Consider the following 23,098-nt stretch of genomic DNA (forward strand, 5'->3'; position numbering starts at 1 on the left):
ATAGAAGATTTACAAGACGTTTATGATATAATCTAATCCTAAAGATATTTAGAATAGTGTGCTTTTTATGTAAAGGTGTTATGATTAAAGACCCATATCGTACAAAGACTTTCTGAAAACAGTAGCTAGTTCAATAAAAATCACTAAGTAGTCTGTCTATTCTTTATGTAATAAAGATACTTTCCTCTTCTTCCTACTTTATTTTCCTTTATTAGTTGAGATAGTGCGTCATAAACTACTGGCGCAGGATACGGTAAGTATTTTAGCAGATCGTTAAATGTTACCCATTCTCTATCCTTTATTATTTTTTCTACAGACTGTTTAACATCTTCCATTATAATATAATACGACTAGATGTAAAATAAGTTTGTGTTAAAAAGGTTTCTAGCAATTGCATAGGATAATTTTATATTCTTCACGCATCTTTTACCTTTGCATTGTTACTATACTTTAAGCCAGCTAAAAAAGAGAAAGACATAAATGTGGCACTAGAGATTGTATCAGAGCTATTCGCTTCAAAAATAGGAAATATATTAAGCTTACCGATCCCACAAATTTCTCTAGTTAGATATGGGGAAACTATAGGACTTTTAATGGATTATTTCCCAGATAAATCAACTAAAAACATATCTAACTTAGGCGAAATAAAAAGAAGTTTAGCGTTTGAAGAATGGATTCTAAATATAGACTTGAAGGAAGAACATGTACTCTCAAAAGAGAGTAAGGGGTTTATCATAGATCATGGACATTCATTGTCTGCATGGAAACCATTATACTACATAGTTCAGATATTAGATAAGAGGGTAAGTAGATTTGATTTGTGGGCTAATGAAGAAGATTTCCGTGATGGTATAGAACTAATAAAATCACTAGATCAAACAACAATAAAAAATACACTCAAAGAAAGTTTTAATGTTGTGATTGAAAGTAATGTTTGCAAATTATTTACAAAGCAAATCGCAGATGAATATATGGAGTTAAATTTAAGGATATTAGAAAAAAGAATGAAATATTTGCTAGATGGTAAAATCTCATTTGCCTATAATTATAGGTAATATAAATATAGCAAACATTAAATTAAAAAATACTATAGCTGTAATTATTGTATATAACTTATTTTTCTCTGATGCAAACTGTGCGATACCTAACAATACTCTAATTACCGGGGTAGCTATCAAAACCATTAACCCTAAATAAATGTAATCAAGGCCATAAAGTTTAGGTAAACCACTAAATATTTCAGTAGGTTTAAAGATTGAACTGTTAACAATTGAATGGGAACTAGCTATTTGTGATATAGTAAAATTATTTGAACCACCGCTTAAAAACAATAAGATCACACCTATTACTATTATTATCGCACTAATTACTACACCTATTCTTAACGCATAACCTATAATATCATTAAAATCCATACCCAAACCCCCTCAGTATCATTTGAATTCCTAAGAAAACTAAAATAGCAGTGAAGATATATCGAATAGTCTTGTTAGTTACCCTTACTAAAATCTTAGTTCCAATAAACGCCCCTATTAAAACACCTAATGCAGTACCTGCAGCTAAGAATGGCTGTATGTACCCAAATAGCCAATAAATTGAGCTACCAGTAGCTGCTGTTACACCGATCATGAAATTACTAGTCGTAGTGCTAACTTTCATTGGAAGATTCATAGCCCAATCCATACCTAAAACTTTTAGTGCACCTGAACCAATTCCTAGTAAACCAGAAATAAAACCAGCAAAAAACATAATGATCTCGCCTAGCCACCACCTTACGCCATAGTATTCTACTTCTTGCTTTAATGCTGAATCATAATACTTACCGTAGAGTTGAAACACTTTAGTTGTCCAATCAGCTTTAATAGGTTTTGGAAGCTCAAATCTAGACTTAGTAAGTTGCACGTAAACTTGTGAAAGCAATACTATTCCAAAAATTATATATATTATAAATTCTAGATGATGTGCATAAATATATGCCACTGTGAGAGCGCCAGCTATGGAACCGGTTGTAGTTGCTATTTCAAGTCCCATTCCTATCCTGACATTAGTTATCCTATCCTTAACATAAGCACTAGCTGCACCACTAGAAGTCGCTATGGTAGAAATTAAGCTAGCTCCAGAAGCGTATGCAATAGGTATATTTAGATATAATGTGTAGATTGGAACTAGAAATGTAGCACCGCCGAGACCAGTCAATGCACCTAATATCCCTGAGAGAGCACTAATCAACACCACTATGACAAAAAATTCTATTGGCGGTAACATAAAATAGTAGTACTATATATCACTATTAAAGTTACTCTACTATTCATCGTACTCGTATTCTACTGGATCCTTAAGCCCATTAATCTTGAATGCAGTTCTTCTCATATAACATGGACCACATTTTCCGCAATGTTTCTGTCCTCCTTCATAACAACTCCATGTTAAATGTAGTGGTGCACCAATTTCATAGCCTAATTTTACTATCTCATGTTTCACTAAATTACCTACCGGCATTAATACGTCAACCTTTTTGTTGGGACCAGTAGCATAAGGACTTAGTTTCCTTAACATTCTTATGAATTCCATTTCATTATCCGGATAAGCCCCGGCTTCTTCAAGATTAATTCCAGAAGCTATAGCGTCATAACCATAAGCTTCAGCTATTGCCAATGCAACTGAGAAGAAAATTAAATTCCTCGCAGGAACCCATTCATGAGCAAATTCTGCTCCTTCTTCTCCTTTTCTATCTTTTACAATATCTCCTCCTCCTTTTATTAATGTAGCATGACCTATCATCTTAAATAAATCTGTGTTGATCTCAATTAGAGGAACTTGTAGGTATTCTGAGATCTTTCTCACTGCCTCCCTTTCTTTTTCCTCAGCTTTATGGTGATAATTAAAGTGTATCAACGTAACCTCGTAGCCATCTCTTATAAGCTTCGTAGCCGCTACTGTAGAATCTAAACCACCACTAGCTACAACTAATACTTTACCTTTCTTTTTCTCAATTAGTGGTAAACTAATAATTTCTTTATTTAAGGTTACCATAGATATTGAGTATGGTTCAAGCTTAGTTACATTCACTGGATCGAAAGGTTTTACATCAAAGTACTCATCAAGAGATGTGAAAAATGCCGCTTCAAGAGAGTGATCATATGCCATATATAATGGCTTAAAGTTCTGGGCTAGGAATATCCTATCCGGATTCTTCTTATCTCCTATTACTAATGCGAAACTGCCTCTAATTTGTGTTAGTATCTCCCTTAATGTTTCCACTCTACCATCCCATAACCTATCCAGAAGTAATGGAAGAATTGCACTATCAATTTTGGTCTTCCTCTTAAGTTCGTACTTCTTTTCTAGCTCCATATCATTTGCTATGATTCCATTATGAGTGACAATGAATCTGTCACCAACAAAAGGTTGTATATCTTCTTCACTTTTCTGCTTAACATATTCAGTAGTAGGTTCAGCCCTGTTATTGGCTATTACTACTCTAGAATTTTCATCTAAAATACCGTATAGTAACTCTTCTTTTTCTGACGGTCTGCCTATAGATTTTCTTATCTTTAACGTACCATCTTTTTGAATTACAATTATACCGAAACTATCTCTTCCTCTGTCCTCCGCTCTCTTAAGAATATTAGCTAATTTCCTTTCTATCTTATCAACGTTTTTCGGATTAAATATTAAGACTCCGGAAACACTGCACACTTGTTTATACCTTTATCTGTCACCTAAAAATCTGTCTAAATTCTAATCTCACTTTAATAACATCTTCCCCTATATTCTCACCATCAATCATAGAAAATCCATATTTAGATACAATTGTAGGAATATCCTCTAGTACGCTCTCTGATATTACAATATCTATAATATCTCCAATTTTACATTTATCTTTATTTTTGGATAAAAAGACTTCAACGTCTTTTTTACTGCTAAGAACTTCCACCATGCTTTTAACCTATATATGACAGTTAATAAAATTGTGGAAATTCTAAGTGAAATAAATGAGAAGCTAAAAACCTTTAATGCAAAATTGGCTCACGTTTACACAGAAACGTTTCTTGAACCTGAATTAGGTCCGAATGTTATTGAACTAGATATAGATGAGAAATTGAAGAAATCAATTATACAATATGGAATAGAAAGGCTATATAAATATCAATATGAAGCATATAGAAAAATTAAGAATGGAGAAAATATTATGATAATATCTGGAACTGGCACTGGAAAAACAGAAGCGTTTCTAATTCCCATTTTGGATCTTGCATTAAAAGGAGAAAGAAGCGTTCTAGTATATCCAACAAAAGCACTGGCAAGAGATCAACTAACAAGGATTTACAGATTAGCAGGAGAGTTAGATCTGAATGTTGGGATATTTGATGGTGATACACCAGAAAAAGAAAGAGAGAGATTATATAAAAATCCGCCTCATATACTAATAACAAATCCTGATATGATACATTTAGGCTTAGCTTTAAGTAACAGATTTAGATTTTTACTAAGAACTGCAGATCATTTCATTTTTGACGAGGTCCACGTTTATGAGGGAGTCCTAGGAGCGCATATTAGAAATTTAGTCGATAGAATTAGAGAATTCAAAAAAGATATTCACATAATAGCATCAAGTGCTACTATAGGTGCGACTAAATACCTTTTTGAGGAATTATTTGGTATAGAAGGAGATATTGTAGAAGGAACCAGAAGAAGAAAAGGAATAGCAATTCACGGTTTAATAGACAGCGGAGGCTCTAGTAGATGGACATTGGCTGCTTATCTCTCTGCGGTTTTAGTTAAGAACGGATTAAAAGTACTTGTGTTTACAGATTCTCAACAAATGGCAGAGTTAGTTGCTAAAATAGCAGATAGATTTAGGCTGAATCTAGAGGTACATAGAGCTGGTTTAGTAGCTGAAGATAGAATAAAAGTAGAGGAAAAACTTAGGAAAGGTGAATTAGATGGAGTAGTAGCTACTCCAACGCTCGAATTAGGTATTGACATAGGAAGCATTGATGCGGTAATCATGGCTGAAAATCCTCCAAGTTACACCAAATATGTACAAAGGGCAGGAAGGGCAGGAAGGAGAAATAATGCAGGATTAGTGTTCACCATTTTAGGAGATGATCCCATAGATAGCTATTATTTAAGGCATCCTGAAGAGTTCTTCAGTAGAAAGATACAATCGCTTACTTTTGATCCAACAAACCTAGAAGTTATAAAAGTGCATGCAGCTGCATATTTAGTAGAGAAATATAAAGTCAAAATAGACACTGTTCCTCCTTTATGGAAAAAAGCCTATGACCTATTAAATGAAGAAGGGAAGGTTAGAATTTCGAACAACTACGTTTTTGCTACACCAGAAACTAAGAAATACGTAGCTGCTACATCTCTCAGGAATGTAGGGCCCATTATAAGAATATATGAAAACGAAAAGAAAATAGGAGAAAGAGAACTACCAGCAGCACTTCACGATCTATATCCAAACGCGGTATATTTGATCTCGAAAAAGACGTATATTGTAGAAGAACTTGATATAAATAGACTAGTTGCAAAAGTGAAAAAAGCTAATAGCGAACTACCTTATTACACTAAACCACTTTACTCAATGGACCTATTAGAATTTGACAAAAAGGATGAGAGAGAAGTATATGGCGTAAAGGTTGAATATGGGAATATGAAACTACTTATGACTGTAGAAGGTTATGTAACATACGATATTTTCTCTAAAAGAGAAAAAGGTGGAAGGAATGAATATACTTATGAGAATCCTATCTCTTTCACTTACAACACTAAGGGATTGCTAATCTATCACCCCCTAATAGAGGACTTTACTTTAATAGACCATATGGAAACCTATCATGCTACAGAACATGTGCTAATATCTGCAGCTAGAGTAGTTGCTGGTTCATCATTAACCGATTTAGGAGGGATAAGTTATCCTAGTGGTCACGTGGTAATATATGATTCTTCTATAGGTGGAAGTGGAATTTCTAAACTGCTTTTTGAGAGACTTGAACAAGCTTATGAAGTGGCTTTAGATATAGTTAAAAGCTGTAATTGCGAAGATGGGTGCCCTAACTGTGTATACAGCCCATATTGCGGTAATAATAACAAATATTTATCAAGGAAAAAATCATTAAGATTAATAGATGGTTTAGTCAAGGGAGTTTTCAAGGGGGAGAATAGAGAAAGAGAGGGAAGTCCAATTGCATAGCATACTTTACAAAATACTTAAACCTACAAAAATAGCAGGCGTTGAAATAAAGAATGTAATAAAGTATAGTGACGGGATAAATTTATTGCCTAATACAGTACCTAGGTATGAGTACTTTAGGGGAGTAGAAGGAGAGAGTATACTGGATTTAACTGAGTATAAGGGAATAGAGGACAATGGAGATAAAATAAAAGTTAAGGCAGGTACTACATGGGGAGAGGTCTTAGAAAAATATAACGTCGAATTTTGGTCTAACGCTGATTTTAGTGTAGGAGGTTCAGTATTCTTTAACGACCCAATTACAGGTTTCAATGAGTTTGGAAAAATAGGTGGAAGAGTTGAAGTTGATGCGTTTCTAGATGGCAAATACTATTCTGGAAAATATAAAGGTGGAATAGTAATAAATGTATATTTAAGAAAGGAAGATAAAGAAATTACATATAGAAGATTAGATGGAAATATACAGGATTTGATCTCAATTATAAAGAGTTGGTACTCCTCAAGGATACCAGTATTCAGAGAAGTTAGTGTTATAAAGAAAGGTAAGGAAAGTTACATTTTAGTATCCTACCCTAAGATAAGGGAAGTACTACTTCAGAACTTCATAAAAGAATTCTCGATGGAGAATTCTCCCATTATCGAACATCTAGAATATAAATATTGGTATTTTGGGTATTTACAACTAAATGAGATTGAAAAAATTTTAAATATGATTAATAATTCTGATTTTTCAGTAATAAGATTCAGAAAAGATGAAATTGCATTCTCAATATACTCAAATAGACCTCTAGAGTCTATAAAGAATATACTAGACTATTCAACAACTGAAGGAGATAACTTATTTAACGGGTGCATACTCTGTGGGAAGTGTGTAAACGTTTGCCCATATGGTAAACAAGTTGGAGATATATTTCATACCCCCCTAGGTTTCTACACAATCTCATTTTTCGAGAAGGATAATGAGTTGGCAAATTGCCATATGTGCGGATTATGCGAGCAAGTATGCCCAGTTTCATTGAATATTACACAACATCTCAAGAAATCTGCTAGACTTAATGAGATAAAACCTAAAAATGCTTTTAAGAGTGTCGGTAATTCCAGTAGCGTATTAATTATAACCCCAATATCCGAAAATCTTATAGATGAAATAATTAAGTCGCTTATATATTTACTGAAAAAAGGTAAAAAAGTAAGTCTTTTGTATTTGCAACAAGATTTTTCAAAAATAATAAAGGATGAGTATTACTTCGAGGAGCTAACCAAAGTTAAGGAAATCTACACTATTACTCCCGAGGAGTACTTCTATCTACAGAGGCTCAAGAAAAATACGGTAGTTGATATTTACAATATCCAACTATTAATAGCTAATGAGATGAAATTGATGGATAGTAAATTACATATACCTTGCTTACTGAAGAATGAAGTAAACGTTCCAAGAATAAGCTGTAGTAACGTTTTCCTTAATATACTTAATGGTAAAAATAATATAAATAAGCTTGATAAAGAAGTTACACTGTGCCCGCTAACCGCACGACAATTAAATATAAAGACGCCTTTAGATCTACTTGGGATTAACATGGATAAGAATTACATTGACGTATTTTTGAAAAAAATGGAAATAGCTACTAAGGATTTGAAAGACGATATTGAAGAAGATTTGAGTTGGTATAATGATATTGACAATAATATAATTAACGAGGTATATTCAAATATAATAAATAATATGCTTAAAGATGAGAGTATAGAAAATTTGGTATTGCTTTATTTTAATCTAGACAAAATCAATATGGCAGAAAATATGAAAAGATTGTTAACAGATAAAATAGCCAATATTATTTTCTCCTAATCAAATACAATAGATGCCCAACCTCTGGTAAAATTAACTCTTTCATTGCTAATTTAACAGCATCAGGAGAACCAGGTAATAAGAAGAGTAGTTTATTATTTACAATTCCAGCTGTAGCTTTTGTCAAGTACGATGCAGATCTCACTTCAGGATCGTTATAACTTACTAGTCTGAATACGTCTGCGAACCCCTCTATTTCCCTATCAAATATCTTCCTTATAGTTTCTACTGTAACATCAGTTTGTGTATAACCAGTTCCACCTGTAGATATAATTACATCTACTTGAGGGTTATCAAGCGCATTTATGAACGCCTTAAGTATTTTTATTTTATCGTCTGGAACTAAATCATATCCTATGACGTTATATTTATACTCAATTATGAATTGTTTTATGATATCTCCTGATTCATCAACGACTGGTTCCTTTTTAATCAATTTATCGTATCTTGAGGTACTAATTGTAATCACATAGAAATTTATATTGCTAGGAGCGTGTTCTTTATGGGATCTATGAGCAGACATCAGTTAATTTAAATCCTAAAATGATTTTAACTTTACTACTTCTGCTAGATCTAAATCCATATCGTTAAAATTGTCCCTTAAGAGAATTTTACCTTTTACGTAAATTAATGAATTGACTGGAAGTTCGGTGAATCTCGTCCTAAAGCTTGTTAAAATAAATTGATTTCCGTTTTTATCAATTCCTAAATATTTAACCGGTAACGTGAAAGGCTTTATTAGCTTTATAACCTTTACTTCACCGTCAAATTCTTTAATCCCCTTAACTGTTCCAAAATCTTCACATTCAACTATTTTAAACGTATATCCAATACCCTTAAACATACCCTCAAGGATCCTTTTACTCTTCAATAATTTAAAGGAAGCAGAGTCTAGAGTTTCTAATTCAGACTCTTCGATATTAGTTAGGGGTTCTGTAATTCCCTTTTCTCTTAGTTCCTCAAGTGTTCTATAATGTTCTGCCTTAAAACTTAGAAAATCAATATCTTTACCACTACCTAAGTATAAATAGCTTCCCGTAATTCCTATCTCGTTATTAAAAAAATTTAAGAATGTTTTAATTAATGGCTCATTTACTCTTGCTTTAAATGGATCCAAAATCTCGCTTTCATTTAAGGGAACTAACGGGACTTCAAATCCTATTTCGCTCACATGCTTCAATAAGTATGAAAAGTGATTTCTTACCAATTCCATTGCAGTACTAAGTTTCTTAATTTTCATTCCATTAAACATTCTAGGCAATGCTACGGCATATCCCTCAGGGTGATAACAGCCCTTTACACTCCATATGACGTTTCTATATCTCAAAAAATAACCTTCAAGTACTTGGTTCATTAGTTAATTTTTTAATAAGTGCAACTTATCAACATTTCGATTTGAGAGTTCTCATAGTTGGAGGAGGAATTGCCGGAAGTTCAATATATAGGATGTTAAAGAAAAACGGCATAGATGTAACTTTGATTGAACCGAGAATAAAGAAACCATTTCCAAGTCTAATACATTCTTTACTACTAAAAGGAAAGGATATTGATCTGTCTAAATTATCACTAGATTTCTATAGGAAATTTAGTATACCTTACTTCCCATTTAAATCTTACACTTTAGGAAATATTGACTCTAAAATTATTGATTCATGGACATCTGCTGGTGTCAGTATAAATATAAGATATGTAAATTGGTTAAATGCAGAAGCAATAGAAGCTATAGGTGGTGATGGACTAGTTCTAGTTGGAAACTTGATAAATAATACAGAAAAAGTCAATAGTCCAGCTAATATAATAATAGATAAGCGCAAAAACTTAGGCTTTGTAAAAATAGACGATAAGCTACATAATGCAGACCTCATAATACTTTCAGCTGGAGCATGGAGCAAGTATCTAATTAACATTAAACTACCTATAAAAACTTATTATTGCTGGGCATCGCTAGTCTTAAGCAAGAGAAAAGAAGTGGGCTCAAACATAATATATGATTATAAAAATTATTTCTATTCTAGACCAGTACTAGGTATAGGTTTACCTTTTGCAATCATGGGAGATGGGAAAACAATAGAAGCTAGTCCATATCAAAAACAGATTTGTATCGATGACAAAGAAGAGGTCATGATGAGAATTTCTAGGAGATTAGGTGAAATAAAAGACCTATACACTACGGGGAGCTTCTGCGAGGCTACGCCTGATATGAAGCCTGCTTATGGAAAAGTAGCCGATAATGTATACTATATTGGTGGATTTGATGGGTATGGAGCTGAAGTAGGGCCAGGATTATCTAGCGTGCTAGTTGAAGAGATAATATCTGGCAAAGAGTCTAATGAATTTAAAGAATATAAGTTGGACAGATTTAGCAATTTTTCTGACAATTTTGAAATAGGTCAAGAGCCTCACGAGTTATAAATTCTAAGGTGAGCTTTTATCAATTCATCTATAATTTTACTACTTCTGTTAATTTCCAAATGAGCCCTCTGTTTTTCTTTACAATTGTAACAATCGTATAATAGCCAAGCTCCAAGAAATTCATCATTATAATAGTATTTTATCCCCCTCCATCCTTTAAGGTTAATAAAGTAATTAGCTACTTCCTCATAAATAGTTGGAAAAGTAACAAATCGCTGTAACTTTATATAATATAGATTATAACTCTTAAAATACTTTGCATGCACTAAAACTGAAAATTGAGTATAGAATTCGTCTATATCACTTACTTTGACAATTTGAATAATATTATTATGATCTGTATATACTGCAACATTTCTGTAGTCTTGAAATAAATCGCTAAGATAGGACCATGAAGGCGCTTCTGAGCCTAATAGCCAAGATATCATAGTTAGCAGAGTTTTTAACTAAAATAAAAAATTAGTTTAATAGTGATGAAGTGACGGTTTACTGATTTGTGAAGACCATTCCCCTCACTGAGGTGAATGTGTACGAGATCTAAATTGATGTTTATCAATGATATAGAGAAATTAAAACGAAAACTAGAAGAAAAATACAAGGGGGTAGAATTAGATGAAATAGAGCAAAAGCTTGTAAATTTTTATGATATAGGTCTTTCAAATATCAACCATTCAAGTATTCAGTTAATATTATCTGCATATTTCAAGAGTCTAGGTTATAGAGTGTTCGTAGAATATGAGAAAAGAGGAAGGCTTTTGGATATATACATAGAGGATAAAGATATGGGAATTGAAGTGGAGTATGGTTATGTTCCTAATTTTACTGCTACAATGGCTGAGGAGTATTTAAAAAGTAGACTTGCATTAAAGATTGTAAGATATAGTACTCTAAGTTCTGAATTCTATATAGCAGTACCTTCTTTTTATATACCGCCAATTCCAGATGAGATATTAGATGGAAATAAAAATGATGTATCACTAAGAAAAATAATTAGGATAATTAGAAAATTTCATAAGATTACTGATGTAAGATTAGATGACTTCAAATCGGTTAAAATAAATGGGATAATAACCGTAGATATAAGCAAATTGAATATCAATATAATTGACATTGATAAATATAAGGCTCTAAAAAACCTTTACAAATAAATAGAGAACTAAAAACGACAAGAATGGAACTGAAAGATTATCATCGATATAAGGTAAGATTTCCGCAATTGTTGCAATAATTCCAGCTATTACTCCAGCTAAACCTAACAAAAAATAGCCTATCACAGTACAGAATATTAGCATCCCAATTGAGCCCCAGAAACCTTTAACTCTCCTTTTATATACAAAATTCCTTATTATCCCAGTTATACCATCACCAAAGGACATAAATATTAGTGGAAGTATTGCAACATATACCAATCTGATATTACTCCAATAATTATTATCTAAAAGAAGCATTATCAATAATATAGTACCAAAGGAAAATGTAAAAAACACCTCACCTAAGTTCTCTTTTTCCATAAACCAATTCATTTCTTTCTTTAGGATCCTTATTACAATTAGATAGCTCATAAGAAGATAAGAAGTAAATATGGGGACAATGGGAGAAGTAAACACTAATGGGGACACGACTGCAACTATCCCTCCACCTAACATATGTATTGCTTTTCTTGAAACATATGTCCCAAATTTTTTTGAAATCATTTTTGAAAAGTATAGAACAACTACTCCAACCCAAATAGTTAAAACTACACCCCAAATAATATCATTAATAGTTATTATCATCCTACATAACTGTCAGTGAAACCTTATAAAAATTAACTCAATAAAGATACTGTGAAATTATACAAATATACGTTAAAGAATGGATACTTAATTCCAGATGAAAACGGAGATTTCATGGTTTTTATAGAAAGAAATATGGTATATGTAGTGGATAAAAATGGAAATAATGTAAAGGAATTTAAATTCAAATATCTAGGAAATGAATATATCCATCTAGAGAAAGTTAGATATATTGCAAAATTAGTAAATCTAGAAATTGATGAGAATATACTTCTAGCATATCCTACGCTTAAACAGAGAATACTTGCAATAAATAAACTTATGGGAGAGTTATTTGAATTATTTATATATAATCTCATATTAGCAAAAAATTATAAAGTAAATAAGCAAGTTACGATTTACCCTTCAATGTATAATTTCACTTTAACTAAGTGGCATAATAGGCCAGACTTTATAGTAGAGGATAAGGTTGTAGTAGAAGCTAAGATAAGAAAAAATGACTATTTGCAGACTCTAGAATATTCAAAGTACTTCAAGAGCGGTATGGTAGTGTTTCCATTTACTGGTGAATGTAGAGTACCTAAAGGATGGTTGTGTGTATATAACACGATAAAGGATAACTCTAGATTCTACTCTCTTCTTGAAGATTTATTATCTAGATCCAAGTAATTGCCATATGGAAATAGGTACTCCCCTATTTGATGGCTCTAAAAAGATATTACTTTTAGGAAGCGGTGAATTAGGTAAAGAAATGGCAATCGAAGCCCAAAGAATGGGTTTAGAGGTCGTTGCAGTTGATAGATACGATTTTGCCCCGGCAATGCACGTAGCACATAGGAAGTATGTAGTAGATATGATGAACTCTAATGCAATTAAGGCTATAGTAAGGAGAGAAAATCCTGATGCAATTATAGCAGAAATAGAGGCAATAAATACAGATGCATTAGTTGATCTTGAAAGCTCTGGATTTAAGGTAATACCAAATGCAAATGCGGTAAGGATATGCATGAATAGAGTGGAGTTACGAAGATTGGCAGCAGAGAAGCTCAAATTGCCCACTACTAAATACGCATTTGCCGACAATGCAGATGAAGCAAAACGGGCGTGTAAGGATATTGGGTTTCCTTGCTTAATCAAACCAGAAATGAGTTCTAGTGGTCATGGGCATGTGTTAGTAAATAAAGTTGAAGATGTAGAAGAAGCCTATAATGAATCAATATCGCATGCAAGGGGTAAAGGCAAAAGAGTAATCGTAGAAGAATATGTAAAAATCGATACTGAGCTAACAGTACTAACTTACAGGTATTACTCGAGCTCTACTAACATTACTACGAGAACCATAGAGCCAATAGAGCATAAAAGGCCTAGCTATTACTATGTGGAATCTTGGCATCCATCAACGGTAAGAGAAGAAGTTAAGGATACTGCAAAAAATCTTGCACTTAAAGTAGTAGAAGAATTAGGAGGTTTAGGCATATATGGTGTTGAGATAATCGTAACTGGTAATAGAATACTCTTTAGCGAAGTGGCACCTAGACCGCATGATACTGGATTAGTGACATTAGCTAGCAGCGATATAAGTGAATTTCAAGTTCACGTTAGAAGTGCTATAGGCTTGCCTACTCCTGAAATAAAGTTAGTATCTCCTGCTGCATCTCATGTAATATTAGCACAATCAGAAAATATATGGGGACCTAAGTTTATCAATGTGGAAAAGGCATTAGAGATACCAGGAGTTCAAATTAGATTATTCGGAAAACCTACAACTTATGAAAAAAGGAGAATGGGAGTAGTATTGGCAACTGGAAATAATGTAGAAGAAGCTATAGAAAAAGTTAGAAAAGCTTCTTCATTAATATTAGTCAAGTGAATGTATTTTCTTAAGTTGATTTATAGTGTTTCTTATTTTTTCCATTACAAATTGAGAAGATTTAGTAGAAAAAGGATCATGAAGAGATTGATATTCAACATCATATATCCCAGCTATCTCTGCTATAGAAATAGACCATACCCTTGCGGTAGCATCATAGTTATAACCTCCACCTCCTAACATTATCAGCCTGCCATTAGAGTACTTATGGGCTAGATTATGAACCTTCGTAACTACATCTAAATACCCGTGTGTCGATAGTTTTAGCTCTACTAAAGGATCATTAAAATGAGAATCCCCTCCTGCTACAAGGATAATTAATTCAGGCTTATATCTTTCAATAATTGGAACAACTATCTCGTCAAATGCTAATAAATAACCATCATCCCCAGTACCTGGAGGTAAGGGAATATTTACTGCGTATCCTCTACCTTTACCATATCCTATTTCATTTACATTCCCACTACCTGGAAAGAAATTAGGATGAAACATATGCAAGGAGATCTTTAACACTTTTTCATCGTCATTTAATAGTTCTTGTGTACCATCTGCATGATGGCCATCAATGTCCACTATAGCTATTTTGGAGAAATACCTTTCACCTAATTTCGCAATTAGCGCCACATCGTTAAATACACAAAACCCGCTTGCCTTATTCTTCTTTGCGTGATGAAAGCCACCACCGATATTTATAGAATGATCGTATTTGTCATTAAGTATCACAGACAATGCCTTCACGCTACCGCTTACTCTAATTAAGGCTGCCTCATATATCCCCTTAAAAGCTGGAGTATCCCCTTCATCAAGGTATCCTTCACCTTTTGCACTTTTATCCTTTACAAAATCTATGTATTCTTTTGAATGAACCAATTGAAGAATTTCTTCTGAGATTACTTCTGGCTCTATTAGAGTAATGTAATGAAATGCACTTCTCTCTTCTAATATTCTTTTGGTCATGCTTTCTCTTAAAGGCTTAAAGGGGTGATCTGCAGGAAAGGAATAATTATAGTATTCATCACTCCATATAAAAGCCGTTTTATGCAAAGTATATCACTACTTTTTTATTTTTCAATTTAAAATACTTATCTAGTATGATAGATAGTACACTAATCACAAAACCTCAATATGTTGCACATAGCATGGATAAATTGAGTGATATTATTTCTAAAATGAAAGAATATAAAATGTGGACTGTGCCAGTAGTCAAGGAAAAGAAGTTACTTGGCCTAATATCTTATAAAGATCTTCTCTCTAGAAGAGTGAGTCTAGAGACTAAAGCAATTAATCTAATGAGTCCCAGTGTTACTGTTCAAGTGGACGAGGACATAAATAGGCTCATTGCGAGATTCTACACTACTAAAGCTAGAGTCATTCCAGTAGTTAACGAGAAAAAGGAATTCTTAGGATTAATAACTAGGGAATCTTTACTTTCGTACTTATTAAAGGCTGATGAGATACCGGAGAATAAAAACGCTAGAGAATATATGTCATCGCCTGCAACTACAATAGAAGAGAATGATTCCATAGCCAGAGCCAGATGGCTAATGATAAGGGATAATATTAGTAGATTACCCGTAACTAAAGAATATAAACTGACAGGGATTGTAAGTGCTAGAGACATTGTAGACTCACTTTATAGCGCAAGTGGAAGAAAAAGGGAATCAATAATGAAAGACGAAGAAAGGATAATGGCAATGCCAGTTAAAGAAATAATGAAGTACCCAGTAATAACTGCTAATGGAAAGGAGCCATTAACTGAGGTAGCGTCTAAATTGCTTAAATTTAGAATTTCTGGTATGCCAGTTATGGAGGGCGATAGATTAAGCGGAGTAATAAGTGGATTAGACATAATTAAGGCCGTTGCAGAAAGGATGCAACTTTCAATGCCAATAGAAGCCAAGATACCTCAAGAATTAAAGTCGAATTTAGATTTTAAGGCAAATATAGATGATATACTCGAAAGATATTTAAGCAAAATAGAGAGGCTCACTGATGTTATAAATTTCAGAGTCTCATTTAAGAAGGAAATGAGGAGTAAAGAAGGAAATAAGCAATTGTACACTGCTACAGTAAGAGTTACAACTAAGATAGGAGATTATGTAGCAAAAGATACAGATTGGGAACCTGTAGTAGCATTGAAGAATGCAGTGGAAAAGATAGAGGAAAGAATATTAAGGAAAATAAGAAAAATAGAGGAAAGTAATAAAAAAGGAATCAAGGCAGAAGAGGCTTGAAAATTGGAGTAGTACAACCTTTAGAAGCAAAGTCTGCTATTTCCCTAACTGAACGAGCACTAAAAGATGGAGCAGAATTAGTATTATTACCAGAAAAGTGGGCTAAAAATATAGACGATGTGCCACTAGCAGAATTTCAGAAATTAGCTAAGAGATATACGGCTTATGTAATACCAGGAGCATTTGAAGATGGTGTATCTGTAATCGCACCTTTAATTGATGATAACGGAAACCTAAAGGGAATAGCAAAGAAGATACATTTATTTAATGAGGAACGATTACGCTTAATACCAGGTAATGAGGTTATTATATTCAACTATAGAGGAATAAAGTTTGGCATTTCTATATGTTATGATATAGATTTTCCTGAAATAGTAAGAGAGCTTTTCCTAAAAGGTATTGAAATACTTCTTGTACCTTCAAAAGTAAAGGATTTCGGTATGGATATCTGGCGTGAATATTTGAGAATACGGACACTAGAAAATAGAATAGGAATAGTAAACGCAAACGCTTATAGTCCTCCAGATTTCCCTGGGAAAAGTGTTTCAATGGTTCCAGAACAAAGTCCGACTGGAATAGTCGTGCCTAAAATAGTAGGGGAACTCGGGAGTGAAGAAGGATATATGATAGTTGATATCGATCCCTTAAAATACATGTACCTCAGAGGAGATAGACTAAAAGAGTACGTTAAATTCATAGTAAAGGAACTATAATGGAATCTTGTAAGCTAGTCCCCTAGCCATTTCCTCCTTTAAGATCCTTTTAGATTTATAATCATAGTAGACTTCAAGCTTAAATCTAGGATTCAAGGTATCACCCATCATTATCTGTTTTCTCTCAGCTTTTCCATCAATCACTTTGAAATCAAGTGCTTCTTCATCTCTAAAAATAATAACCTCATTATTAAATGGGATTACATTCATCGCAAGAATGGAAGGTATTAGATAATAAGTAGTTGGCAGAGTCAAGTTTAGCAAAACCTCTTTATTAGACGATATTATCTTACTTACTACATTTGCATCTGTAAATATGTTTCTTTTCCTACTATGTGATTTGACTTTACCATCTTCAAACTCTATAACTATATCATCCTCCTCTCTAGATACGACATGAGATTCTAGCTCTTGGAAGCTCTTATATGGCATGAATGTAAATCTAACTGTTCCTTTTGTTATTATAGCCTTCGGTGGTATTGTGGAGTTATCAATAAACTTTACCCTAGTTTCCTTACTAATTGGGAATGCATAGTATGGATAGTATGCGAAATCATATTCCTTAATCCCTAATATCTTAGACGCATTCTTTACAAACATAGTTCTATCAAATCTATACTCTTCATATATACTCTTTACTTTGGGCTCTAGACTCTTTACTATGTTAGATATAATCTCATCCTCAAAATATGCATGAAATACAGGAATTAACTGTAACTTATTTGCATAATTAAGCGCTACTTCCAAAATTTTACTCAGATTATTATATTTCGATAGAAGCTTAAGAGAGCTCATTAACTATACTTCTTCATAATCAGCTAAAATACTTAACTAGTGTTGAAAAAATATCATGGGTTTCTCTAAAAAATAGATGTTAAAATACCTTATTCTTTAAGTCGATAATATATACAATATTATAAATCTATTATGTTTTTGCGAAGTTCTATTTTAAGATCCATAAAATACTAATCTGACTTCCTCCCCGCCATCAAAATGGCGAGGATTCCCCTCATCGATTCGGGATTACATCTCTCATGTAAAGCTCTGTTAAACAAGAAATATTATGAGTAAGTTTATGCGTTAATAATTACGGAAAGACGTAACATGATATACCTATGGCAATTCCACTAATTTGCATTACAAATTAGTAGGAGTCTTTTAGACTAGCTTTTATGTAAAAGTACTATGATTAAACACCCATATCATACAGGGACTTTTTGGGATACAATAGTTTTAAATCAGTCACTAAAGACACAGTTTTAATAAAAGTATGGAAAATCTCTTTCAAACTTCTTTGAAAGTAAACTTATGATAAATACATGTTATCTAATTATCTAAATTAATTATTTTTAAATAGTAGCTAAGATACCATTAACGATTACCTAAATTATGAGAATAATTTACACTTCTCGCAGTTACACAACGTAAGATAAGAATATAAACTACGTTATCTACTTAAAAGTAAATACCTATTTTATCAGAGCCGGCTAAGTTTATCAGCATCTTTCAGCATGGGGCTTAATCATCATGATGATGATCGCGCTCTTATCAGAGCCGATGAAGAATACCACCGGCGCTGATTTTTCTAAGTATTTCCTTTTTAATATTTAGCCTAATACTACTAATATCTAGTCTCTTCTCTATGATTTTCATAGTCTTCTCTTTAAAATTTTTACTAATGAATATTCTAGGTTCTAGTGACTTAGACTCTAGAATATCTTCAGGCCCATACCCATTTTCTGATACCTTGACTACAAATTTAGCGCCATCACATCCAATGCACACACCATTAGTATCCCTTGGGATAGCATACAGTTTATACTCATGTGAATACGCTCTACCAGATGGTGTTATATTAAACACTACATCTAATCCCATTCTTAGAAAACCAGCACATATATTCTTACCAATAATGGGGATATTATCGTAGAGAAGCGCTATATACGCTGATGCTACTTCTAAATTACTTACACTTTTTCCTGTCAATATTTTTTTAAACTCATCAGCGTAAATTATTGCGTGGTAAAGTTTCTCAAACACATTTATACTTTTTAAAAATACCCCATATAAATATTATCATTATAATTCCACATGAGATACGTATTATTAGAAATTCCCTTTTAAAGGATATACTTAGAAGAGTCTAGACATGATAGTTACAGTGATAAACCAAAAGGGAGGTGTGGGTAAAACTACTACATCTGTAAATTTAGCATATTACTTAAGCAAGGATAAGAGAACCGGTCTACTTGATTTAGATCCAGAGGGAGGAGCAACTATATCTTATGGAATGAAAAGAGAGCTAAAAGAACTTGAATTAGGTGGTAAAAGTGTGAATATATTTAACGTAGAAGTATATCCGTCCCATATAGGCCTATTAAAATTAGAATTAAATGGTGATGTCGATGAAATCAGTAACAAAATTAGAGAAATAGGCAGACAATTTGATTTCTTGGTAATAGATACCCCACCTAATCTAGGAACATTAGCGATATCCGCAATGTTAGTGGCTGATAAGATAATATCTCCAGTAACTCCACAACCTCTAGCATTAGAGGCAATAAGAAACTTAGACTCTAGACTAAAGAGTATAGGTAAAAGTGCGTTTTCTTTTACGAATTTTTCTAAAAAAGTAGTTAAACTTAATGATCTTTCATCAGTTAAGTTTACTGAAGTTGCTATTCCACCGTCTAGATTATTTATTGAAGCCTCTAGACTCGGAGTTCCAGCATTAAGATATGAGGAAGTTAGAATGAAGAAGCCAAAGCTTGTGAATTACTATCACCAACTAGCCAAGGTGATTACAGAATGAGTGAACTAGATTTCTTGCTAAAGAAAAAGAAAAAGAGTGAAAATAATGAAATAGAAGACAAAAACGGCAATAACTTAGAATTTAGAGATGATACGAAAAACGAGAGTGAAAATAAGAACGAGAAAGAGGAAGACAAAATTGAAAATGAAATGTTAAAGTATATTGAGAAAGACCCAAAGATAGGCGTATGGAGTTATCCTGCATATCTAGTCCTTCAATATCTTTATCATACTGTACCAGGCTTTAGAGTAAGCAGAACAGCCAAAGAGGCGTTAGAAAAGGGGTTAAAAGAAATGTATCCTTCACTTTTTGATATAGCAGAGAAAATTACAAAAGAGAAAATTAAAGGTCAATAACTAGTAATATTACTAGGAAGTAATACAAATCAAGTTTAAAAGATAGGGTTATATGTTTTGTTAATGATTGAGGTGATTTTATGGATATTTGTATTAAGATAAAAAATGACGATGAACTTTCTAGGGCTTTACACTTAAACTATAAGTGTTTTGTATACAATAAACATATAGAAAATGTACTAACATTTATACCAGATCAATATATTTCTGATATAAACAATGTAGGTAACTCAGTAATAATAACAGATAATATGGAATTAATTAATGAAGCAAAAAGCAAAAATATTAAAATAGCATATAAGGTTAATAAACCAGTTATGAATATTTTAAATTATGAATATTTTATATTAGAATTTATTCCTAAAAATATAAGAGAATTAAGATTCTTTAGGGGTAAGATTTATATAGATAATATTGATGATTTAGATACATACAATAAATTATTAGATTTGAAGATAGATGGAATATTCACAAATAAGATAGATTTTATTTTGAATATTAAAAAATTAATGATGTATAAAAAATGAGATTGTGTGGAAATTGTGAAATATTGAGTCTAGAGAGCATAACTATGGATTGGAGAGAGAAGAAAGTAGAAGAAAGAATACATAATGATGTAGATAACTGTATAGATTTAGAATTCAAGATATATGATAATAAATATTTAGCATATAAAAATCTAATTATACCATTTTTCACTAATTATAAAATAGCTTTAATATTAACTGCAATAGGAAGAATAAAGGAGTCCCGAATGTATTACAGAAATCAAAACACGTCAATCTACGTTGAAGATAAATTTATCTTTGAAATTGATACCAATAATGTAGAAATAAGGAAATCTAAAATATGTGGCAATTTTGGATCAACACAATTAAATTATTGTATAGGAAATAAGCAATTTATGATAATTAGTAAGAATAAGGAATTAGCAATAAATGCGTATAAGGAATTTAATGATTTAATAAACTATGTAAGGAGAAATAGGCAATACCTATGTAACTCAATTCCGCTCTGGTAGTTTCATTAAACACTGACCCAACCAAAACAAGCTTTTCTTAGGTATGAAAAAAGGAATATCCTCGATCTTAGGCGCCATTATACTAATCCAAATAGTGGTGTTATCCCTCTCGCTAATTCTCTATTTAACGTCACTAAACGCCAAAATATACTCTACTGGCTATTCGCAGATTTATAACGAACTGCAAAAAACACCAATTTCTGTAATACCAACATATCAAGGACCAATGATAGTGTCGAGCAGTGCATCACAGTTAATAATAAAATATATAATCTATCCAAATGGTCAAGTAAATTCGGTAAATATACCAGTAACACAAATGGGTACCTACATAAATTTCCAGAATAACCCATGGGCCATAATAGTACTTAACGACGGCAATTGGTACAATATTTCATACAATGACAGACTAGTTAATCCTAATACTACAGCATTAGGTGGAATCAAAATATATAGTCCCTATAGCTACGTAATAACTCAAAAAGGGACGATAGATACTACTTATATTATAACTCCACCAATATATGGTAACGACGTGAATCCATCAGAATGGAATCTTCTTTCAGATACACCAAGCTCAATTACACCTTACGGAATTCAAAACGCTGTAATTTTAGTACCTGAAACTATGGGATCATTAACTATTCCAATTAATGTAAATTTGACTTCTAGTAATCCCTTTTTCGATATAGTTGTACCATATAATAGTCAAGTTTTCGTAGCCGTACCTCCCTATTTCACGCCGGGGATCTATTATCCCTCTTCTGCGCCGCAGCTCTCATATTACTTACCATTAGAGTTCAGCATCTCGGAGCAGAAAGAGTATATAGTGCCAGTTTATAATGCTACATTTAAGTACTCTTCATATGTTGACGCTGCCACATATCTCGTAAGGCTTAGCTATGTGACATATAACATGATTTATTTCATGGAACAAAATGGTAACGTAATAAAAAACGGCGGTGCTACAATTCAATTACTAAATTATACGTTCCTAGGTTACATAGTAGCTTCTAAAATAGATTATGGTTCTGTAGAATTTGGAGTATATACGACACTATCTGGAGAGTACGTAACTTCAGTTGCAATTCCAGGATACAATAATTACACTCTCTACTCAAATTCCGAGATTATAAATTCCGAATACGACATTATCTCCTCATCTGGCATTATATCGCCAACACCAATCATAGAACAGATACTAGGCAGTCCAGAATATTTAAACGTAGCTAACATTACTAGTAAACAGTCAATAGTCGTTTCAATGATGATAAGTGGAGGAAATTTGAATTATAATATAAGTAACAATGAGCTAATACCAATACCGAATGTCATGAACTATACTTATTTCTGGTACTTTTTCACAAGTCCAAATAATTCTACATGTACTCATTTCCTCGTCTCTATTACACCTACCTCACAAATAACCGTAACTATCCAAACTGGTACTAACCAGATAGAATACCCGACAATATCTTACATTAGTTACATTCTAGCAAAAAAGTATAGCAAATCAGTTAACAATGCAGATTATCCTCCCATAAATAACGTAGTCGAAAATTATGAATTTGGAACGCTAATGTATGGAAATAGTGAGGGTTATTTACCACTGGGATATCCGGTAGTACATGCTACTTATTATTATAATTATTTTGGCTATGGTTTCTCCTATTCTGAAACTGCTAGTTATAGTTATTTTGAACCAATCATAAGCGAAATCAATTACAATGCACCATTCATGATACTTGTACCAACAGATGTGTACTATCCCTACCCTACATAACACACATAAAGTTATAATTTACTTCTAAATTTTTCTAATTAAATTTATAAAAAAGATTGCATTATCTAGAGGCT

Annotated in this window: 26 protein-coding genes; 14 read left to right on the forward strand and 12 right to left on the reverse strand. The window is 32.6% G+C overall.

Translation table 11 applies throughout. From position 1 onward, the window contains the following. Positions 1-143: 143 nt before the first annotated feature. Complete coding sequence (sul7s, locus tag V6M85_RS09880) at positions 144-335, reverse strand: winged-helix single-stranded DNA-binding protein Sul7s (protein WP_338599409.1); 192 nt, start codon at positions 333-335, stop codon at positions 144-146. A 102-nt stretch (positions 336-437) separates the two neighbouring features. On the opposite strand from sul7s, the gene V6M85_RS09885 reads away from it, so the two are divergent. After that, a complete protein-coding gene (locus V6M85_RS09885; protein WP_338599412.1) occupies positions 438-1,055 on the forward strand; it encodes a hypothetical protein in 618 nt (205 codons plus the stop codon). Here V6M85_RS09885 and V6M85_RS09890 read toward each other — a convergent pair. Genes V6M85_RS09890 through V6M85_RS09905 form a run of 4 tightly spaced genes read right to left on the reverse strand, consistent with a single transcriptional unit; the run spans position 1,032 to position 3,940 of the window. Continuing rightward, complete coding sequence (locus V6M85_RS09890) at positions 1,032-1,415, reverse strand: DUF1634 domain-containing protein (RefSeq protein ID WP_338599414.1); 384 nt, start codon at positions 1,413-1,415, stop codon at positions 1,032-1,034. The genes V6M85_RS09885 and V6M85_RS09890 overlap by 24 nt on opposite strands. Next, positions 1,405-2,265, reverse strand: coding sequence for a sulfite exporter TauE/SafE family protein (locus V6M85_RS09895; RefSeq protein ID WP_338599417.1), 861 nt, complete (start codon positions 2,263-2,265; stop codon positions 1,405-1,407). Before V6M85_RS09895 ends, V6M85_RS09890 begins: the two co-directional genes overlap by 11 nt. A gap of 39 nt (positions 2,266-2,304) precedes the next feature. Continuing rightward, a complete protein-coding gene (queC, locus tag V6M85_RS09900; RefSeq protein WP_338599420.1) occupies positions 2,305-3,699 on the reverse strand; it encodes a 7-cyano-7-deazaguanine synthase QueC in 1,395 nt (464 codons plus the stop codon). Between the two features lie 19 nt (positions 3,700-3,718). Next, positions 3,719-3,940 carry a hypothetical protein gene (locus V6M85_RS09905; RefSeq protein WP_338599423.1) on the reverse strand — a complete coding sequence of 74 codons (222 nt, stop codon included), beginning with the start codon at positions 3,938-3,940 and terminating at the stop codon, positions 3,719-3,721. Between the two features lie 33 nt (positions 3,941-3,973). Between V6M85_RS09905 and V6M85_RS09910 the strand changes: the two genes are divergently transcribed. Next, entirely contained in the window at positions 3,974-6,202 is a 2,229-nt protein-coding gene (locus V6M85_RS09910) for a DEAD/DEAH box helicase (protein ID WP_338599426.1), read from the forward strand. Next, positions 6,195-8,048 (forward strand): 4Fe-4S dicluster domain-containing protein, encoded by a 1,854-nt coding sequence (locus tag V6M85_RS09915; protein WP_338599429.1) that lies wholly within the window; start codon positions 6,195-6,197, stop codon positions 8,046-8,048. Before V6M85_RS09910 ends, V6M85_RS09915 begins: the two co-directional genes overlap by 8 nt. On the opposite strand, the gene V6M85_RS09920 is transcribed toward V6M85_RS09915, so the two are convergent. Together V6M85_RS09920 and V6M85_RS09925 are read right to left on the reverse strand one after the other, a co-directional pair. Continuing rightward, positions 8,035-8,571, reverse strand: coding sequence for a molybdenum cofactor biosynthesis protein B (locus tag V6M85_RS09920; RefSeq protein ID WP_338599432.1), 537 nt, complete (start codon positions 8,569-8,571; stop codon positions 8,035-8,037). The two genes, V6M85_RS09915 and V6M85_RS09920, sit on opposite strands and share 14 nt — an antisense overlap. A 15-nt stretch (positions 8,572-8,586) precedes the next feature. Continuing rightward, complete coding sequence (locus V6M85_RS09925) at positions 8,587-9,402, reverse strand: hypothetical protein (RefSeq protein ID WP_338599434.1); 816 nt, start codon at positions 9,400-9,402, stop codon at positions 8,587-8,589. A 41-nt stretch (positions 9,403-9,443) separates the two neighbouring features. Here V6M85_RS09925 and V6M85_RS09930 point away from each other — a divergent pair, with 41 nt between their 5' ends. After that, on the forward strand, positions 9,444-10,460 hold the full coding sequence (locus V6M85_RS09930) for an FAD-binding oxidoreductase (protein WP_338599436.1): 1,017 nt from the start codon (positions 9,444-9,446) through the stop codon (positions 10,458-10,460). On the opposite strand, the gene V6M85_RS09935 is transcribed toward V6M85_RS09930, so the two are convergent. Further along, complete coding sequence (locus V6M85_RS09935) at positions 10,448-10,888, reverse strand: hypothetical protein (protein WP_338599439.1); 441 nt, start codon at positions 10,886-10,888, stop codon at positions 10,448-10,450. The genes V6M85_RS09930 and V6M85_RS09935 overlap by 13 nt on opposite strands. Before the next feature lie 117 nt (positions 10,889-11,005). Here V6M85_RS09935 and V6M85_RS09940 point away from each other — a divergent pair, with 117 nt between their 5' ends. Further along, the gene (locus V6M85_RS09940; RefSeq protein ID WP_338599441.1) at positions 11,006-11,608 is read left to right on the forward strand and encodes a hypothetical protein; all 603 of its coding nucleotides are present in this window, start codon (positions 11,006-11,008) and stop codon (positions 11,606-11,608) included. Here V6M85_RS09940 and V6M85_RS09945 read toward each other — a convergent pair. Beyond that, positions 11,588-12,235 (reverse strand): phosphatidate cytidylyltransferase, encoded by a 648-nt coding sequence (locus tag V6M85_RS09945; RefSeq protein WP_338599444.1) that lies wholly within the window; start codon positions 12,233-12,235, stop codon positions 11,588-11,590. The two genes, V6M85_RS09940 and V6M85_RS09945, sit on opposite strands and share 21 nt — an antisense overlap. A 51-nt stretch (positions 12,236-12,286) precedes the next feature. Here V6M85_RS09945 and V6M85_RS09950 point away from each other — a divergent pair, with 51 nt between their 5' ends. Further along, complete coding sequence (locus V6M85_RS09950; RefSeq protein WP_338599446.1) at positions 12,287-12,904, forward strand: hypothetical protein; 618 nt, start codon at positions 12,287-12,289, stop codon at positions 12,902-12,904. A gap of 7 nt (positions 12,905-12,911) precedes the next feature. Next, entirely contained in the window at positions 12,912-14,105 is a 1,194-nt protein-coding gene (gene purT / locus V6M85_RS09955) for a formate-dependent phosphoribosylglycinamide formyltransferase (protein WP_338599448.1), read from the forward strand. On the opposite strand, the gene V6M85_RS09960 is transcribed toward purT, so the two are convergent. Next, a complete protein-coding gene (locus tag V6M85_RS09960) occupies positions 14,094-15,149 on the reverse strand; it encodes an acetoin utilization protein AcuC (RefSeq protein ID WP_338599450.1) in 1,056 nt (351 codons plus the stop codon). The genes purT and V6M85_RS09960 overlap by 12 nt on opposite strands. A 47-nt stretch (positions 15,150-15,196) precedes the next feature. Between V6M85_RS09960 and V6M85_RS09965 the strand changes: the two genes are divergently transcribed. Both V6M85_RS09965 and V6M85_RS09970 read left to right on the forward strand, forming a co-directional pair. Beyond that, positions 15,197-16,339: a CBS domain-containing protein gene (locus V6M85_RS09965; protein ID WP_338599452.1), complete on the forward strand. Its 1,143-nt coding sequence runs from the start codon at positions 15,197-15,199 to the stop codon at positions 16,337-16,339. Continuing rightward, positions 16,336-17,052 (forward strand): carbon-nitrogen hydrolase family protein, encoded by a 717-nt coding sequence (locus tag V6M85_RS09970; RefSeq protein WP_338599454.1) that lies wholly within the window; start codon positions 16,336-16,338, stop codon positions 17,050-17,052. Before V6M85_RS09965 ends, V6M85_RS09970 begins: the two co-directional genes overlap by 4 nt. Here V6M85_RS09970 and V6M85_RS09975 read toward each other — a convergent pair. Next, positions 17,047-17,847 (reverse strand): hypothetical protein, encoded by an 801-nt coding sequence (locus V6M85_RS09975; RefSeq protein ID WP_338599456.1) that lies wholly within the window; start codon positions 17,845-17,847, stop codon positions 17,047-17,049. The two genes, V6M85_RS09970 and V6M85_RS09975, sit on opposite strands and share 6 nt — an antisense overlap. A gap of 753 nt (positions 17,848-18,600) precedes the next feature. After that, positions 18,601-19,092 (reverse strand): hypothetical protein, encoded by a 492-nt coding sequence (locus V6M85_RS09980; RefSeq protein ID WP_338599458.1) that lies wholly within the window; start codon positions 19,090-19,092, stop codon positions 18,601-18,603. A 109-nt stretch (positions 19,093-19,201) separates the two neighbouring features. Here V6M85_RS09980 and V6M85_RS09985 point away from each other — a divergent pair, with 109 nt between their 5' ends. The 5 genes from V6M85_RS09985 (at position 19,202) to V6M85_RS10005 (ending at position 23,024) form a co-directional block, all read left to right on the forward strand. Next, positions 19,202-19,864, forward strand: coding sequence for a ParA family protein (locus V6M85_RS09985; RefSeq protein ID WP_338599461.1), 663 nt, complete (start codon positions 19,202-19,204; stop codon positions 19,862-19,864). Then, the gene (locus tag V6M85_RS09990; protein ID WP_338599464.1) at positions 19,861-20,220 is read left to right on the forward strand and encodes a hypothetical protein; all 360 of its coding nucleotides are present in this window, start codon (positions 19,861-19,863) and stop codon (positions 20,218-20,220) included. The genes V6M85_RS09985 and V6M85_RS09990 overlap by 4 nt, the downstream gene beginning before the upstream one ends. 80 nt (positions 20,221-20,300) lie before the next feature. Continuing rightward, positions 20,301-20,747, forward strand: a complete 447-nt coding sequence (locus V6M85_RS09995) for a hypothetical protein (RefSeq protein WP_338599466.1) — start codon at positions 20,301-20,303, stop codon at positions 20,745-20,747. A gap of 44 nt (positions 20,748-20,791) precedes the next feature. After that, positions 20,792-21,241 (forward strand): hypothetical protein, encoded by a 450-nt coding sequence (locus V6M85_RS10000; RefSeq protein WP_338599469.1) that lies wholly within the window; start codon positions 20,792-20,794, stop codon positions 21,239-21,241. Between the two features lie 43 nt (positions 21,242-21,284). Then, positions 21,285-23,024, forward strand: a complete 1,740-nt coding sequence (locus tag V6M85_RS10005) for an archaellin/type IV pilin N-terminal domain-containing protein (protein WP_338599472.1) — start codon at positions 21,285-21,287, stop codon at positions 23,022-23,024. The last annotated feature ends 74 nt before the right edge of the window (positions 23,025-23,098 follow it).

Origin of the sequence: Sulfolobus tengchongensis (assembly GCF_036967215.1) — an archaeon.
Lineage (GTDB): Archaea > Thermoproteota > Thermoprotei_A > Sulfolobales > Sulfolobaceae > Saccharolobus > Saccharolobus tengchongensis_A.